17 protein-coding genes are annotated in these 15,773 nt (G+C 61.1%); 5 read left to right on the top strand and 12 right to left on the bottom strand.

The genetic code is table 11. From position 1 onward, the window contains the following. Positions 1-12 precede the first annotated feature (12 nt). The 6 genes from rodA to ORL50_RS07515 all read right to left on the bottom strand — a co-directional run bounded on the left by rodA (position 13) and on the right by ORL50_RS07515 (position 6,063). Positions 13-1,116 (bottom strand): rod shape-determining protein RodA, encoded by a 1,104-nt coding sequence (rodA, locus tag ORL50_RS07540; protein ID WP_163019402.1) that lies wholly within the window; start codon positions 1,114-1,116, stop codon positions 13-15. Positions 1,117-1,147: 31 nt separating this feature from the next. Next, positions 1,148-3,043 carry a penicillin-binding protein 2 gene (gene mrdA / locus ORL50_RS07535; RefSeq protein ID WP_266011730.1) on the bottom strand — a complete coding sequence of 632 codons (1,896 nt, stop codon included), beginning with the start codon at positions 3,041-3,043 and terminating at the stop codon, positions 1,148-1,150. Positions 3,044-3,053: 10 nt separating this feature from the next. After that, positions 3,054-3,521, bottom strand: a complete 468-nt coding sequence (gene rlmH / locus ORL50_RS07530) for a 23S rRNA (pseudouridine(1915)-N(3))-methyltransferase RlmH (RefSeq protein ID WP_003185785.1) — start codon at positions 3,519-3,521, stop codon at positions 3,054-3,056. A 12-nt stretch (positions 3,522-3,533) separates the two neighbouring features. Further along, positions 3,534-4,028 carry a ribosome silencing factor gene (gene rsfS, locus ORL50_RS07525; RefSeq protein WP_045062095.1) on the bottom strand — a complete coding sequence of 165 codons (495 nt, stop codon included), beginning with the start codon at positions 4,026-4,028 and terminating at the stop codon, positions 3,534-3,536. Positions 4,029-4,100: 72 nt separating this feature from the next. After that, positions 4,101-4,790: a nicotinate-nucleotide adenylyltransferase gene (nadD, locus tag ORL50_RS07520; protein WP_266011699.1), complete on the bottom strand. Its 690-nt coding sequence runs from the start codon at positions 4,788-4,790 to the stop codon at positions 4,101-4,103. A gap of 1 nt (position 4,791) precedes the next feature. Beyond that, on the bottom strand, positions 4,792-6,063 hold the full coding sequence (locus ORL50_RS07515) for a glutamate-5-semialdehyde dehydrogenase (protein WP_266011697.1): 1,272 nt from the start codon (positions 6,061-6,063) through the stop codon (positions 4,792-4,794). Between the two features lie 187 nt (positions 6,064-6,250). On the opposite strand from ORL50_RS07515, the gene ORL50_RS07510 reads away from it, so the two are divergent. Both ORL50_RS07510 and ORL50_RS07505 read left to right on the top strand, forming a co-directional pair. Beyond that, positions 6,251-6,952: a DNA-3-methyladenine glycosylase gene (locus tag ORL50_RS07510; RefSeq protein WP_266011695.1), complete on the top strand. Its 702-nt coding sequence runs from the start codon at positions 6,251-6,253 to the stop codon at positions 6,950-6,952. A gap of 181 nt (positions 6,953-7,133) precedes the next feature. Further along, on the top strand, positions 7,134-8,450 hold the full coding sequence (locus tag ORL50_RS07505; RefSeq protein ID WP_266011693.1) for a bifunctional DedA family/phosphatase PAP2 family protein: 1,317 nt from the start codon (positions 7,134-7,136) through the stop codon (positions 8,448-8,450). 42 nt (positions 8,451-8,492) lie between these two features. Here the strand turns inward: ORL50_RS07505 and ORL50_RS07500 are convergent, their stop codons facing one another. From ORL50_RS07500 to ORL50_RS07490, 3 genes are read right to left on the bottom strand one after another with little or no spacing between them, the layout of a single operon-like run. Continuing rightward, positions 8,493-9,083 (bottom strand): LON peptidase substrate-binding domain-containing protein, encoded by a 591-nt coding sequence (locus ORL50_RS07500; RefSeq protein ID WP_266011690.1) that lies wholly within the window; start codon positions 9,081-9,083, stop codon positions 8,493-8,495. A gap of 11 nt (positions 9,084-9,094) precedes the next feature. After that, on the bottom strand, positions 9,095-9,811 hold the full coding sequence (locus ORL50_RS07495) for an LrgB family protein (RefSeq protein ID WP_266011688.1): 717 nt from the start codon (positions 9,809-9,811) through the stop codon (positions 9,095-9,097). Then, positions 9,808-10,170: a CidA/LrgA family protein gene (locus ORL50_RS07490; RefSeq protein WP_266011686.1), complete on the bottom strand. Its 363-nt coding sequence runs from the start codon at positions 10,168-10,170 to the stop codon at positions 9,808-9,810. The genes ORL50_RS07495 and ORL50_RS07490 overlap by 4 nt, the downstream gene beginning before the upstream one ends. 196 nt (positions 10,171-10,366) lie before the next feature. Here ORL50_RS07490 and ORL50_RS07485 point away from each other — a divergent pair, with 196 nt between their 5' ends. The 3 genes from ORL50_RS07485 (at position 10,367) to ORL50_RS07475 (ending at position 13,323) form a co-directional block, all read left to right on the top strand. Beyond that, positions 10,367-10,822 carry a MaoC family dehydratase gene (locus tag ORL50_RS07485; RefSeq protein ID WP_247294026.1) on the top strand — a complete coding sequence of 152 codons (456 nt, stop codon included), beginning with the start codon at positions 10,367-10,369 and terminating at the stop codon, positions 10,820-10,822. 113 nt (positions 10,823-10,935) lie between these two features. After that, entirely contained in the window at positions 10,936-12,654 is a 1,719-nt protein-coding gene (locus tag ORL50_RS07480; RefSeq protein ID WP_266011681.1) for a C13 family peptidase, read from the top strand. A 27-nt stretch (positions 12,655-12,681) separates the two neighbouring features. Then, entirely contained in the window at positions 12,682-13,323 is a 642-nt protein-coding gene (locus ORL50_RS07475; RefSeq protein ID WP_266011679.1) for an oxidoreductase, read from the top strand. Positions 13,324-13,501: 178 nt separating this feature from the next. On the opposite strand, the gene ORL50_RS07470 is transcribed toward ORL50_RS07475, so the two are convergent. The 3 genes from ORL50_RS07470 to mpl are packed head-to-tail and all read right to left on the bottom strand — an operon-like array spanning position 13,502 to position 15,757. After that, positions 13,502-13,786, bottom strand: coding sequence for a YceK/YidQ family lipoprotein (locus ORL50_RS07470; RefSeq protein WP_266011677.1), 285 nt, complete (start codon positions 13,784-13,786; stop codon positions 13,502-13,504). Continuing rightward, positions 13,779-14,411 carry a flavin prenyltransferase UbiX gene (gene ubiX / locus ORL50_RS07465; RefSeq protein WP_045061515.1) on the bottom strand — a complete coding sequence of 211 codons (633 nt, stop codon included), beginning with the start codon at positions 14,409-14,411 and terminating at the stop codon, positions 13,779-13,781. The genes ORL50_RS07470 and ubiX overlap by 8 nt, the downstream gene beginning before the upstream one ends. Then, complete coding sequence (mpl, locus tag ORL50_RS07460) at positions 14,408-15,757, bottom strand: UDP-N-acetylmuramate:L-alanyl-gamma-D-glutamyl-meso-diaminopimelate ligase (RefSeq protein WP_266011674.1); 1,350 nt, start codon at positions 15,755-15,757, stop codon at positions 14,408-14,410. The genes ubiX and mpl overlap by 4 nt, the downstream gene beginning before the upstream one ends. Between the last annotated feature and the right edge of the window lie 16 nt (positions 15,758-15,773).

The raw sequence follows: 15,773 nt of genomic DNA, 5'->3' as shown, positions 1-15,773 counted from the left end.
TCTTCACCTTATTCAAACTTGCGCGATCCACTTACGATGGGTATGGATCGACATCAAAACCCCAAACGCTGACAGCAGCGTTACCAGCGAAGTTCCTCCGTAGCTAATGAACGGCAACGGCACCCCCACAACCGGCAACAGGCCACTGACCATACCGATGTTGACGAAAACGTAAACAAAAAACGTCATGGTCAGGGCGCCGGCGAGCAATTTTCCGAATAATGTCTGAGCCTGGGCAGTAATCACCAGGCCACGGCCGATCAGCAACAGGTAGATCAGCAACAGCGCACAGATGCCCACCAGGCCGAACTCTTCGCCCAGCACCGCAATAATGAAGTCGGTATGGCTTTCCGGAAGGAAATCCAGGTGCGACTGGGTGCCCAGCAGCCAGCCTTTGCCAAATACGCCACCGGAACCGATGGCGGCTTTCGACTGAATGATGTTCCAACCGGTGCCCAGCGGATCGCTTTCGGGGTCGAGGAAGGTCAGTACGCGTTGCTTCTGGTAATCGTGCATCACGAAGTACCACATGGCCACGGATACCGGCACGGCGGCCGCGAGCACGCTGAGGATCCAGCGCCAGCGCAGGCCACCCATGAACAGTACGAAGGCGCCCCCCGCCAGAATCAGCAATGAAGTGCCGAGGTCGGGCTGGCGCACGATCAGGATGAACGGCAGGCCAATCAGGAACAGGCTCACCCCCACATGCTTGAGCTGCGGCGGCAAGGTGCGCTTGGACAGGTACCAGGCGATGGTCGCCGGCATCAGGATCTTCATGAACTCCGAAGGCTGGAAGCGGATGACCCCGGGAATGTTGATCCAGCGTGTGGCGCCCATGGCGTTGTGACCCATGATGTCGACCACCACCAGCAACAGCACGCCCAGCACATAACCCACTGGCACCCAGCGGGCCATGAAACGCGGTTCGAACTGGGCGATGACCACCATCGACACCAGCCCGATGCCGAACGAGGTCGCCTGCTTGGCCAGCAAATCCCAGCTCTTGCCGCTGGCCGAATACAACACGAACAGGCTGCCGGCTGCGAGGGTCAGCAGCAGGATCAGCAAAGGGCCGTCGATGTGCATGCGTTGCAGCAGCGTCGCACGACGGCGCATCACATCTTCACTGGAGAGGATGCGATCGAAATTACTCTTCACGGGCCGTAGCCTCCGCACTGATAGGGCTGGCGTATTCGGCTTTCAGCCGGCCGTCCTGGCCAAGGAGCCAGGCGTCCATGATCTGACGGACCACAGGTGCAGCAACGCCGGAACCGGACTCGCCGTTCTCGACCATCACCGACACGACGATTTTCGGGTTATCGGCCGGCGCGAAGCCGACAAACAAGGCGTGGTCGCGGTGACGCTCCTGAACCTTGGAGCGGTCGTACTTCTCGCCCTGCTTGATCGCGACCACCTGGGCCGTACCACTTTTGCCGGCAATCCGGTATTGCGCACCGATGGCCGCCTTGCGCGCGGTGCCCCGGGCGCCGTGCATCACCTGCTGCATGCCGTGGTTGACCTTGGCCCAATCCGACGGATCACGCAGGACGATATCCGGCATCGGGTTTTCGTCCTTGGGTCTCTCGCCTTCGACTGTCTTGGCCAGGTGCGGCCGATTCCAGATCCCTTTGTTCGCCACCAATGCCGTGGCTTGCGCCAGTTGCAACGGTGTCGACTGCATGTACCCCTGGCCGATCCCGAGGATCAGTGTCTCGCCCGGGAACCAGGCCTGACGCCGGGTGGCGCGCTTCCACTCGCGGGAAGGCATCAGCCCTGGCGATTCCTCAAACATGTCCAGCGAGACCTTCTGGCCGATGCCGAACTTGCCCATGTACGCGGACAGTCGATCGATCCCCAGCTTGTGCGCCAGATCATAGAAATAGGTGTCGTTGGAACGCATGATCGCCGTATCCAGGTCGACGAAGCCGTCACCGGAACGGTTCCAGTTGCGGTATTTGTGGTCGTAGTTGGGCAACTGGTAGTAACCCGGATCGAAGACCCGGCTCGATGCGGTCACCACGCCCGAGTCCAGACCGGCAATAGCCACGGCCGGCTTGATGGTCGAACCTGGCGGGTACAAACCACGCAACACGCGGTTGAACAGCGGCCGATCGATGGAATCGCGCAACTCGGCGTAGGCCTTGAAACTGATGCCGGTGACGAACAGGTTAGGGTCAAAACTCGGCTGGCTGACCATCGCCAGGACTTCGCCGGTGGCCGGATCCAGGGCGACCACCGCGCCACGCCGGCCGCCGAGTGCCGCTTCGGCAGCCTCCTGCAACTTGATATCCAGGCTCAGGACGATGTCCTTGCCAGGAATCGGATCAGTACGCTTGAGCACCCGCAGTACCCGGCCTCGTGCGTTGGTTTCGACCTCTTCGTAACCCACCTGGCCGTGCAGCTCGGGTTCGTAGAAGCGTTCGATACCGGTCTTGCCGATATGATGGGTGCCGCTGTAATTGACCGGATCGAGCGACTTCAGCTCTTTCTCGTTGATCCGCCCCATGTAGCCCACCGAGTGCGCAAAATGCGCCCCCTGCGGGTAGTGACGCACCAGTTGCGCGACCACTTCCACCCCTGGCAGGCGGAACTGGTTCACTGCAATCCGGGCGATCTGTTCTTCCGAGAGCTCGAACAGGATCGGCACCGGCTCGAACGGCCGGCGCCCCTGCTTCATGCGCTTCTCGAAAATCACCCGATCTTCCGGCGTCAGCTCCAGCACTTCGACGATCACATCGAGCACCTGCTGCCAGTCGCCGGAACGCTCGCGGGTCATGCTCAGGCTGAAGCTGGGCCGGTTGTCGGCTACAACGACGCCATTGCGGTCAAAGATCAACCCACGAGTCGGAGGAATCGGCTGCACATGCACCCGGTTGTTCTCCGAAAGCGTCGAGTGATATTCGTACTGAATCACCTGCAGGAAATACAGACGCGCGATCAGCACACAAATCAGCGCCACCACCGCGATTGCCCCGAACACGACGCGGCCACGCACCAGACGGGCGTCTTTTTCGTGGTCCTTGATGCGGATCGGCTGGGACATGAGGGCAAAGCTACTTGTGGTAAGGGTGGCCGGACAGCACTGTCCAGGCACGATACAGCTGTTCGCCGATGAGGATCCGCACCAGTGGGTGCGGCAAGGTCAACGGCGAGAGCGACCAGCGCTGATCTGCCCGAGCGCAGACTTCCGGCGCCAGCCCTTCGGGGCCACCGACCATGAAGTTGACCGTGCGCGAGTCCAGCCGCCAGCGATCGAGCTCGACCGCCAGCTGCTCGGTACTCCAGGGCTTGCCGTGGACTTCGAGAGTGACGATCCGCTCGTTCGGGCCGACTTTGGCCAGCATGGCTTCGCCTTCCTGACGGATGAAGCGAGCCACGTCGGCGTTCTTGCCACGGGTATTGAGCGGTATTTCCACCAGTTCCAGCGCCAACTCGGATGGAAGACGCTTGGCATATTCATGCCAGCCTTCTTCCACCCATTTGGGCATGCGTGAACCGACGGCGATCAGTCGCAGTCGCACAGCGGGCCCTTATTATTGCTGGTCTTTGTTGAGCTTGGTGAAGTGCTCATGGGTGTTCTCTGGGCTGTGGTGCGCAGCACTGGCCGAACGGCTTTGTTCGGCACCGGCCCACAGGCGTTCCAGGTCATAGAACTGGCGTGCCGAGGCAGTCATCATGTGCACGATGACGTCGTCCATATCCAGCAACACCCAGTCGCTGTCGCCCTTGCCTTCTTCACCCAATGGCTTGACGCCCAGGGCTTTGACGGCTTCGCGGACCTTGTCCAGCATCGCGCCGATCTGGCGGTTCGAAGTACCAGTGGCGATGATCATGAAGTCGGTGATGCTTTGCTTTTCACGAACGTCGATGACCTGGATGTCCTGGCCCTTAACGTCTTCCAGGGCTGCAACGGCAACCTTGACCAGCTCTTCACCGCGCAGCTCCGGCCCGGTTGGAGCCTCTACTGGCAGGGGGGCGCTCTTGAATGTGCCTTTGCGCTTTACTTTAGCTACGTCTTTGTCAGTCATATAAAACTCGTTTTGCTCGTATGTTCGGGCGCTTCGCTACACGTGATCACGTGCCTTGAAGCGTGCCCTTTTTCAGTTCGACGCACGGTAGAGTCCGTGCGCATCGATGTAGGCCAGGACCGCGTCGGGCACCAGGAAACGTACCGACTTACCGCTGGCCAGCAGTTGACGGATCTGGGTGGCGGATACCGCGAGCGGTGTCTGCCAGACGAATGCAATCTGTCCGCTCGGCCCTTTGAGGGCCAGCGGGTCGCTCACCGAACGCGCTGCCAGCAGGTTGCGCAAGGCATCCGGCGGTTCGCTGTCGGCATCCGGGCGTTGCAGCACCAGGATGTGGCAATGCTGGAGTAACTCTTCCCAGCGATGCCAAGTGGGCAGGCCGCAAAATGCGTCCCAGCCCAAAAGTAGAAAAACCTGGTCCCGTGCGGCCAGTTCGGCGCGCATCAGCTCCAGGGTATCGATAGTGTAGGACGGTTTGTCCCGCTGCAATTCGCGAGCGTCCACCACCAACGGCGCCACACCGGCCACCGCGCATTCGACCATCGCCAGACGGTCCTTCGCCGACACCTGCGGCGTACCGCGATGAGGCGGTCGGGCGCTGGGCGTCAGGCGTAATTCATCCAGCGCCAGCGATTCGGCGACTTCCAGCCCACCGCGCAAGTGGCCGATGTGCACCGGATCGAACGTACCGCCCAACACGCCAATGCGTCGCGGGGCAGGCTCGTCGGGGGTGGCCGGCGCTGTCAGGTCGAGGTCGCCCAAGTCAGACCGACGCCTGGCCGCGCAGCTGGCCATCGCCGACCACGATGTACTTCTCGCAGGTCAAGCCTTCGAGCCCCACAGGTCCGCGGGCGTGCAGCTTATCAGTAGAAATGCCGATCTCGGCACCTAATCCATACTCGAATCCGTCAGCGAAGCAGGTCGGCGTGTTGATCATCACCGAGGCCGAATCCACTTCAGCAACAAAACGCCGAGTTTCGGCGAGGTTTTCGCTGACAATCGAGTCGGTGTGATGAGAGCCATGCTGGTTGATATGTTCGATGGCCTGGTCCAGCCCGTCGACTACGCGGATCGACAGGATCGGCGCCAGGTACTCGGTGTTCCAGTCGTCTTCGGTGGCCACGAGCGCATCGATGATTGCCCGGGTGCGCGCGCAACCGCGCAGTTCGACGCCTTTCTCGCGGAACTGGGCGGCCATGGACGGCAGGAAATCCTTGGCAACGCTTTCATCTACCAGCAGGGTTTCCATCGCACCGCAGATGCCATAACGGTAAGTCTTGGCATTGAACGCGATGCGCTGGGCTTTGGCCAGGTCGGCGTGGGCGCTGACATACACATGGCAGATTCCGTCCAGGTGCTTGATCACGGGCACGCGTGCATCGCGACTGACTCGTTCGATCAGGCCGCGGCCGCCACGTGGCACGATGACGTCGACGTATTCGGGCATGGTGATCAGCGCGCCGACGGCTGCACGATCAGTGGTTTCCACCACTTGCACTACGGCGGCAGGCAATTGGGCCTCGGCCAGTCCGCGCTGGATGCAGGCAGCGATGGCGCGATTGGAGTGAATAGCCTCGGAACCGCCGCGCAGAATGGTCGCATTGCCAGATTTCAGGCATAGGCTGGCGGCATCGATCGTCACATTGGGGCGGGATTCGTAGATGATCCCGATCACTCCCAGGGGCACACGCATCTTGCCGACCTGAATGCCGGAAGGGCGAAAGCTCATATCGCGAATGGCGCCGACCGGATCGGGCAAGGCGGCGACCTGGCGCAGGCCAACGATCATTGCGTCGATGCGCTCAGGCGTCAGGGCGAGGCGCTCCAGCAGCGCAGGCTCCAGGCCATTGGCACGACCGGCCGCCAGATCTTGCTCATTGGCAGCGGCAAGCTCGACGCGCGCCGCGTCCAGCGCATTGGCAGCAGCCTGCAGCGCACGGTTTTTCTGCGCGGTGCTGGCACGGCCGATGACGCGAGAAGCCTCGCGGGCAGCGCGACCCAGGCGGGTCATGTAGTCAAGAACGGACTCAGTCATGGTCTGGAGTGGTCTTTGCTAGGGCTTGGTAAAGAGTAAAGCGGCAGATTATAGCTGTCGCGACCCGCGACTAACAGCGGTGACGGGCGGATGGTCGAAATGGACCTCGATTTGCCGACGTTCAGCCGTAATTAAGGTGCTTATTGTTATCATCACGGCTCACTCAGCCCTGATAACGCTGTCGATCATGACCGAACTGACCGCCTCCTCCGCCGCCAACCTCAAGCCCCACGCGCTCCCGGACGCCTTTTTCGACCGTGACGCGCAAACGCTGGCGCGGGATCTGCTGGGCAAAGTCATTCGGCATCGGGTCGGTGACTTGTGGCTCAGTGCCAGGATCATCGAGACCGAAGCCTATTATTTTCAAGAAAAAGGCAGCCATGCCTCGCTCGGCTACACAGAAAAGCGTAAGGCTTTGTTTCTGGATGGCGGCCACATCTATATGTATTACGCCCGGGGCGGCGACTCGCTGAATTTCAGTGCCCAAGGGCCGGGTAATGCCGTATTGATCAAGTCCGCCTATCCCTGGGTCGATGAATTAAGCGGGCCGGCCAGCCTGGCGCAGATGCTGCTGAACAATCCAGATGCCCAAGGGCGGCCGCGCGCCTCACAGAAGTTGTGCGCCGGGCAGACCTTGCTGTGCAAGGCGCTGGGCTTGAAGGTGCCGGTCTGGGATGCCAGGCGTTTTGACCATGAGGCGCTGCTGGTGGAAGACGTGGGAGCAACACCTGGCCACCTGATCCAGACTACTCGCCTGGGGATCCCGCTCGGGCGGGATGAACACTTGATGTATCGCTTCGTGGATGCCGCGTATGCGCCGTACTGCACACGGAACCCGCTGCGACGCGGGCAGGTCGAAGGGCGGGATTATTTTTTGTTGGATTGGTGATGCCCGCTGTGGGAGCCATGTGGGAGCGGGCTTGCTCGCGAAAGCGGTGTATTAGTCGAAATTAGTCTCGCCTGACCCACCGCTTTCGCGAGCAAGCCCGCTCCCACAGGGTTTCAGTGGTGTTTTGAAAAGTGTGTTCGTCCACTGAGGGCGATTATAAAAATTCGATGGAGTTGTTTATATGGGCCCATGGCTCGATAGCGTGACCGGATGGCTCGCGGCAAACCCGCAGTGGTTGGCCGCAGCCGTATTCATCGTGGCCTTCGTCGAATGCCTGGCAATCGCAGGGCTGATCGTACCCGGTACAGTGTTGCTGTTCGCCGTGGCCGTGCTGGCCGGTAGCGGCGCATTATCGTTGAGCGAGACACTATTCCTGGGATTCATCGCCGGCATATCGGGCGATATCGTCTCCTACTTCATAGGGCGACATTTTCACCAGAACATCCGCCGCCTGCCCGGCTTGCGCCATCACCCGGAATGGATTGCCGGCGCGGAGTCGTATTTCCAACGTTATGGCATCGCCAGTCTGCTGGTAGGCCGTTTCATCGGCCCTCTGCGCCCCATGCTGCCCATGGTGGCGGGGATGTTCGACATGCCCTTCCCGCGCTTTGCCGCCGTGAGCCTGCTCGCCGCTGCGGGGTGGAGCGTCGCCTATCTCCTGCCCGGTTGGGCCACAGGCGCAGCCATTCGTCTGCCTCTGCCCGAAGGTTTCTGGCCGGAAGCAGGCATCGTCGCGGGCAGTATTGCGGTGATGGTCGGCCTGAGCATAACCAGCAGCATGCGCCGCCATCGCAAGGCGACAGTATTGATTTCCAGCATGAGCCTGCTGATTCTGGCCGGGCTGTTTATCGGCTACCCGCACCTCACCGCCCTCGACCAGGGGGTGATGACGCTGGTACAGGAACACCGCAGCCCGACGCTGGATGAAGTGGCGGTCACGCTGACGATCATTGGCGAATTCCGCAACATGCTGATGTTCAGCGCCCTGCTGGTGGTCCTGCTGCTGGTGATGCGGCAATGGCGCCAGGCGATCTTCGCCTGCGCAACACTATTGATTACTGCGCTGGCCAACACCGGGAGCAAAATGTTTTTTGCCCGGGTGCGCCCGGAAGTTCTCAGCGATCCACTCACCAGCTACAGCATGCCCAGCGGCCATGCTTCCGGGGCATTTGCATTGTTCCTGACCCTGGCGGTACTGGCCGGGCGCGGGCAACCTCCGCGCATGCGCCTGACCTGGCTGCTGGTGGGATGCCTGCCGGCACTGGCGATTGCGGTGTCGCGGGTCTATCTGGGAGCGCACTGGCCGACTGATATAACGGCAGGTGCAATGCTGGCGGCCTGCGTTTGTGCCGCGAGCCTGTGGACAACACAGCGCGGCGAAGAACTAAAGGCCATGCCGCCCAAAGTCTGGTGGCTCGTGTTGCCCGCAATGGTGGCACTGTTCAGCTTCTTCGCCCTGCGCCACCTGCCACACGCCATGCTGCGCTACGCCTATTAACCGGCTCGCAAGCGGCTGCCGAGTCAGCGACCAGGGACGCAGTCAGGCGAACAGCTCGCCTTGCAGTTCATCGAGCAGCGCCTGGATGGCATCCAGCCGCTGCTGCGGATCATCGAGTTGCAGCAAATCAATCTTGTCCACTTCGGCGAACGGCAACAGGTACGCCAGTTGATTGGCCAACGACTGTTGCCCGGTCGCTTCGGTGCCCATGTTCAACGCTTCGACCATCGGGTGCTCCGCCAGCGCCTTGAGCAAGGCCACCAGATCCGCGTCTTCGTCCTGTAGCGGCTGCTCCGGCTCGTCTTCCAGCCACTCGACCTCGGCAACCGTCAACTGATCTCGCTGGACCTCGGTGCGCAGCACATTAAAACGCCTGCCGCCCTGCACGCGAATGCCCAGCAAGCCATTGGCCTGCTGCTTGAAGTCGGTAATCAACGCTTCGCAGCCCACCAGCGCATACCCCTGCGGAGCAATGCCGACCTCTTCGCCGTCGAGAATGCACACCACGCCGAACCCGCCTCCCTGCTTCATGCAGCGACCGATCATGTCCAGGTAGCGCGCCTCGAAAATCTGCAGGTCGAGGATGCAGCCAGGAAACAGCACTGTGTTCAGTGGAAACAGCGGCAAGCTCATAGACATTTTCCTTACACCACCATCGACACCGCCAACGGCAGGAACACCGCCGTGGCCACGCCCATCAGACTCATTGCCAGCGCCGCGAAGGCACCGCACTCTTCACTTTCCTGCAAGGCAACCGAAGTGCCTACCGCATGGGCGGTCATGCCGAGCGCCATGCCACGAGCTTCCGGGCTGTGGACGCCAAGCCGATTTAACAGACCGGGCCCGAAAATCGCCCCGATCACGCCTGTGATGAGCACGAACACCGCCGCCAGCGCAGCCACTCCACCAATCTGCTCTGCGACCAGCATGGCAATCGGCGAAGTCACGGATTTCGGCGCCATGGTCATCAGAATCATGTGTTCGGCACCGAACGACCAGCCGAGCAACACCCCGAGGCCGGTAGCCACCACCCCGCCTATCACCAGCGTAGTAAATATCGGCCAGAACAACTGCCGAATCCGTCGCAGGTTCAGATAGAGCGGCACGGCCAGCGCCACAGTCGCCGGTCCCAGCAGGATGCTCAGGATCTCGGTGCTCTTGCGGTACTCGGCATAGGTGATGCCACAACCCACCAGCACGCCAATCACCAACAGCATGGAGACCAGCACCGGCTGCAAAAAGATCCAGCGGGTTTTCTCGAATGCCGCCAGCACCAGCTGGTAAGCACCCAGCGTGATGCCGATGCCGAATAACGGATGGTGGATCACTGACGTCCAGGCGCCCTGCCAATCGAAGGTCATTGGCTGTCCCCAGGCGGAGCATGGCGCTTGACCATGCGCTGCATCAACACGCCGGCGAACGCCATCGACAGCAGCAGCGAGAGCACCAGCGCGCCGACAATGGCCCAGAAATCTGCGGCGATATCCTTGGCGTACACCATGACCCCAACGGCCGGCGGCACCAGCAGCAGGGGCAGGTAGCGCAGCAGGCTGCTGGCCGCCAGGCTCAGTGGCTCACCCACCTGCCCACGACTGATCAGATACACCAGCAACAGCAGCAGGCCGACGATGGGCCCCGGCAGCACCGGTAGAAACAAATGATTAATCGCCGTGCCCAGCAATTGGAACAGCACCAGCCATGTCAAACCTCGTAACAACATCCTAGTCTCCCGCCAAACCCGTCACCCGCAATGGCGGGCCGAGCATTATAAGCATGCCTGCGCTATGGACCGGCATTCGCCAAAAGCATGGTCAGTTGACCGCAGTAAGCGGCCATGATGATCTAAAGTGGAAATTCGGGAGGTCTGAGCCCCCCACCTCAAAACTATAAAACCGATGAACCCAAGGAGAGTCTCAATGCCCTATGTTCCAGTTGCAGAGCTCAAAGATTATGTCGGCAAGGAACTTGGAAGTTCCGAATGGCTCACCATCGACCAGGAGCGCATCAACCTGTTCGCCGAAGCCACAGGAGACTACCAGTTCATCCACGTCGACCCGGTCAAAGCCGCGCAAACCCCATTCGGCAGCACCATTGCCCACGGTTTCCTGTCGCTGTCGCTGATTCCAAAACTGATGGAAGACATCCTCATCCTGCCTGAAGGCCTGAAGATGGTGGTCAATTACGGCCTCGACAGTGTGCGGTTCATTCAGCCGGTCAAGGTCAACTCCAAGGTGCGCCTCAAGGTCGACCTGACCGAAGTCACCGAGAAAAAGCCCGGCCAATGGCTGCTCAAAGCCACCGCCACGCTTGAAATCGAAGGTTCGGACAAACCGGCTTATATCGCTGAACCGCTGTCGCTCTGCTTCGTGTAAATGTTCCTGGATGCGAAGCAGCTCATGCTGTTTCGCGCCTTCTCCTGTTTTCCTGGCTATATAAGGTCATGGAGCTGCGGCATACTCGGTCGCCTAATTGCCCGGATCCCGCTATGCGCTCGATTGCCCTCCTCGCGTTGACCCTGTTGCTGACCGCTTGCGGAGACGGCGAATCGCTGCTGCCCCCTGACGCCCGACTGCCGGACGGTGGACGCTACCGTGGCGACGTGGTCGATGGATTGCTGCAAGGCCAGGGGCGCGTCGATTATCCGAACGGCAGCTGGTACGCCGGCGAGTTCGACAAAGGCCAGTGGCATGGCCAGGGCGAATGGCATGGCAGCAACGGCGAAGTCTATCGCGGGCAATTCAGTCAAGGCCTGTTCGATGGCCAGGGCACGCTGACCACCAATGGCAGCAGCTATACCGGTGGCTTCAAGGCTGGCCGCCGGGATGGCGAGGGCACCCTCAAAGAAAACGGCATGACTTACCGCGGTGAGTTCAAGGCCGATCAATATTCAGGACTGGGTCGCCTCGAGCTCGAGGACGGCAGTACCTATCAGGGCCAATTTGCCCATGGCAAACCCAACGGTGAAGGCCAGCGCGGCGATGCCAGCGGCAACCAGTTCACCGGCCATTTCGTCGACGGTCAGCTGGAAGGCAACGGGACCTTCAACAGTGCCGACGGCGATATCTATGTCGGCAGCTTCAAGAACAATCAGTTGCACGGCAAAGGCCGCTACGAAAACGCCGACGGCGACGTCTGGATCGGGCAATTCAAGGAAGGCTCACTGAACGGCAAAGGCGAACTGATTGGCGCCGATGGCAGCCATTATGTTGGCCAGTTCAGCGACTGGCGGTTCAGCGGGCCTGGGCGATTGAACCTTGCAGACGGCAGTTTCTACGTTGGCCAGTTCGACAACGACAGCTACTCGGGCCACGGCACACTGGTGTTGACTGACGGAACCGTGCAAAGCGGGACCTGGATCGCCGGCCAGAGAGTTCGCGACGCTGACGGCAAACTGCTTCCTGACAGCCTTGAACTTGGCCTGCTGGCCCAGGGCCGGTTACTGGACGACGCCCTGGCGAGCGTGCCAGCCTCGACGCCGGCGGTTGAGCTCTACACCCTGACGCTCGGAGGTGATGGCAAGCAGAGCGTGTTCCTGCGCGAATCCGATTACGTGAGCAATATGCTCAGCAGCCGCTTTGGCGCGTTTGGCCAGATCCGCCTGGTCAACCATCGCGACCATCTGGTGGATCGGCCGATGGCCACTCGGGAAAACCTGCGCCGCGCGGCCGCAACTCTCGCGGAGCGCAGCGGGCCGGAAGACCTGATCTTCATTTACCTGACCAGCCATGGCACCAGCGAGCACGAATTGGTACTGGATCAGCCGCGCATGGAGCTGTCGGACCTTCCCGCAGACGAGCTTGCTGCAGTGCTCGCACCGCTGAAAAACCGCGACAAGGTCATCGTGATTTCCGCGTGTTACTCCGGTGGTTTCATCCCCGCCCTCAAGGATGACCGCACTTTGATCATGACCGCCTCACGGGCTGATCGAGTGTCGTTCGGCTGCTCCGAGGAAGCCAACTTCACCTACTTCGGCGACGCGCTGTTCGCCCAGGCGCTGAACCAGACCGATGACCTGGAGCAAGCCTTCAAGCTGGCCAAGGCGACCGTGGCCGAGCGGGAACTGGCAGACAACTTCGAGGCCTCCGAACCGCAGATCTGGGCACCCAAAACCGTCCTGTCGCACTGGCAGTTGTTGCGCAAGCAGCAGGCACGCAAAGCACTGCAAAGTGTGTCTATCGGCGGCAAGGATGCAAAGAGCAACTAAGCTGAACAGTATCAAGGGAGAAACACTATGTACTTGACGCCTCAGCATGTATTGCTTGCCGGAGCTACCGGTTTAACCGGTGAACACTTGCTTGACCGCCTGCTAAATGAACCGACGATCACACGGGTATTGGCGCCTTCACGCCGGCCTTTGGCCGAGCACCCTCACCTGGAAAACCCTGTCGGCGACCCGGCAGTATTCCTGCCCCAACTCAACGGCCGAGTGGACATTGCCTACTGCTGCCTCGGCACCACCATCAAGCAGGCCGGCTCGGAACAAGCGTTCCGCGCCGTCGACCTGGATATGGTTGTGGCGTTCGCCAGGCGCGCGCGAGAAATGGGCGCGCGGCATCTGATCGTGATCAGTGCGCTGGGGGCCGACCCGAAATCCTCGGTGTTCTATAACCGGGTCAAAGGCGAGATGGAACAAGCCTTGCGAGCGCAGGACTGGCCACAATTGACCATCTGCCGGCCTTCCCTGCTGTTGGGTGACCGGGTTGAACCGCGCCTGGCGGAAAAAGTCGCGGGGCCGTTGTCTCGATTGATCCCGGGTAAATACCACGGCATCGAAGCCTGCCAGCTGGCCCGGGCGATGTGGCGCCTGGCGCTGGAAGAGCAGGATGGGGTTCGGGTGGTTGAATCGGATGAATTGCGCAAGTTAGGCAAGTAATCGGCGGCGCCCGGGATGACGCCATCGCGGGCAAGCCTTGCTCCCACAGGAAATGTAGCCCCTCAGGACCATGCGCGACCTGCAGAAGCAAGGCTTGACTCGCGACCTGTGGGGGGCAAGGCTGGACTCGCTACCTGTGGGAGCAAGGCTTGCCCGCGATAGAGTGCGAAGCGCTCTCCTACAATCCCCCAGTCGCCTGAAAACCCACGCCAATCACCGTCAACAACGACAGCGGCAATAACAGCGTATCCAGCAACGCACTCGCCGGCAGGTCCACCCCTGGGTAACTCGGCGCCTCCGCGCCAAAGCGATCCATGGCACAGCACCCACCGTTCAACGCATACAGATCCAGCCGAGTCCCCGAATAAACCACCGGCGCCCCTGGCTTGGCCGCATCCAGCGTGCGCGCCGTAGCGCAGCCGGCCAATTGCAGCGCGAGGACAACCACCAGCAGCTTATTCATCGCTGGTCAGGTGGTGCTCACCCCAACGCGGCAGCATGTCCTGGGGAATGTTCAGCAGATTGAGAATCCGCGCCACGACAAAATCGATAAGGTCATCGATCGTCTGCGGCTGATGATAGAAGCCCGGCGACGCTGGCAGGATGGTCACACCCATGTTCGACAGCTTGAGCATGTGCTCCAGATGAATGCTCGAATACGGTGCTTCACGGGGCACCAGGATGAGCTGGCGACGCTCTTTCAAAGTGACGTCGGCCGCGCGTTCGATCAGGTTATTGCAGGCTCCCGTGGCAATGGCCGACAAGGTGCCAGTGGAACAAGGCACCACCACCATCGCCGCCGGAGCGCCGGAGCCCGAGGCCACCGGCGACATCCAGTCTTCCTTGCCATACACGCGAATCTGCCCTGCGGCAGCGCCGGTATACTCAGTCAGAAACGCCTGCATCATCTGGGTTTTCGGCGGCAGCGAAACGTCAGTCTCGGTCGCCATCACCAGTTGCGCCGCCTTCGAGATCAGGAAGTGCACTTCACGGTCTTCGCGCACCAGGCAATCGAGCAGGCGCAAGCCGTATTGCGCGCCCGAAGCGCCGGTCATCGCCAGTGTGATGCGTTCCGGGCCGTTGTTCATTGCAGCGCCTCGGCGAGTTTGCCGTGCAGGCCGCCGAAGCCGCCGTTGCTCATGATGACGACGTGGGTGCCGGGCTGAGCCTGGCTTTTCACCCGCTCGATGATGCCTTCCAGGGAGTCGCTGACAATCGACGGCACCGTGCACAGCGCAGCAGTAGCGCCCAGGTCCCAACCAAGGTTGGCCGGTGCGTACCAGATCACCTGATCGGCATCGACCACGCTTTCCGGCAGGCCATCACGGTGCGCGCCAAGCTTCATGGAGTTGGAGCGCGGCTCGATAATCGCAATCAGCGGCGCGTCGCCGATCCGCTTGCGCAGGCCATCAAGCGTCGTGGCAATCGCGGTCGGGTGGTGAGCGAAATCGTCATAGATGGTGATGCCACGCACTTCGGCAACTTTTTCCATGCGCCGCTTCACGCTTTTGAACGCGCTCAGGGCGGCAATGCCCATGGACGGGACAACGCCGACATGCCGTGCCGCCGCCAGGGTCGCCAAGGCATTGGCAACGTTGTGCTGACCGGTCATGTCCCACTCGACCACGCCCTGCGCAGCACCTTCAAATATCACTTCAAACTTCGAGCCGTCTTCACTGAGCAGTTTGACCTGCCACTGGCCACCGGCTCCGGTGGTCTGGACAGGCGTCCAGCAACCCATGTCGATCACGCGCTGCAGCGCTGGCTCGGTGGTTGGATGAATCACCAGGCCTTCGCTCGGAATAGTACGCACCAGGTGGTGAAATTGCCGCTCAATCGCCGGCAGATCCGGGAAGATGTCCGCATGATCGAACTCAAGGTTGTTGAGGATCGCGGTCCGCGGACGGTAATGGACGAACTTCGAGCGCTTGTCGAAAAAGGCACTGTCGTACTCGTCTGCTTCGATGACGAAGAACGGCGTATCACCCAGTCGCGCCGACACCGAGAAGTTCTGCGGCACGCCGCCGATCAGGAATCCCGGGCTCATGCCCGCGTGTTCCAGCACCCAGGCGAGCATGCTGCTGGTGGTGGTTTTGCCATGGGTCCCGGCGACGGCCAGCACCCAGCGGCCTTGCAGAACGTGGTCGGCCAGCCACTGCGGGCCGGAGACGTAGGGCAGGCCTTTGTTCAGGACGTATTCGACAGCCGGGTTGCCGCGCGACATGGCATTGCCGATCACCACCAGATCGGGTGCCGGGTCCAGTTGCGCAGGATCGTAGCCCTGGGTCAATTCAATGCCCTGAGCCTCTAGCTGAGTGCTCATTGGCGGGTAGACATTGGCATCGGAGCCTGTCACGCGATGGCCCAGCTCTTTGGCCAGGACCGCCATCGAACCCATGAAAGTGCCGCAGATACCAAGAATATGAATGTGCATAGTCGACCTCGTAAAA

The organism is Pseudomonas sp. RIT-562 (assembly GCF_026241895.1).
Classification (GTDB): Bacteria; Pseudomonadota; Gammaproteobacteria; order Pseudomonadales; family Pseudomonadaceae; genus Aquipseudomonas; species Aquipseudomonas mandelii_F.
Note: the sequence above shows the minus strand (reverse complement) of the source record. Positions and strands in the feature narration are given on the sequence as shown.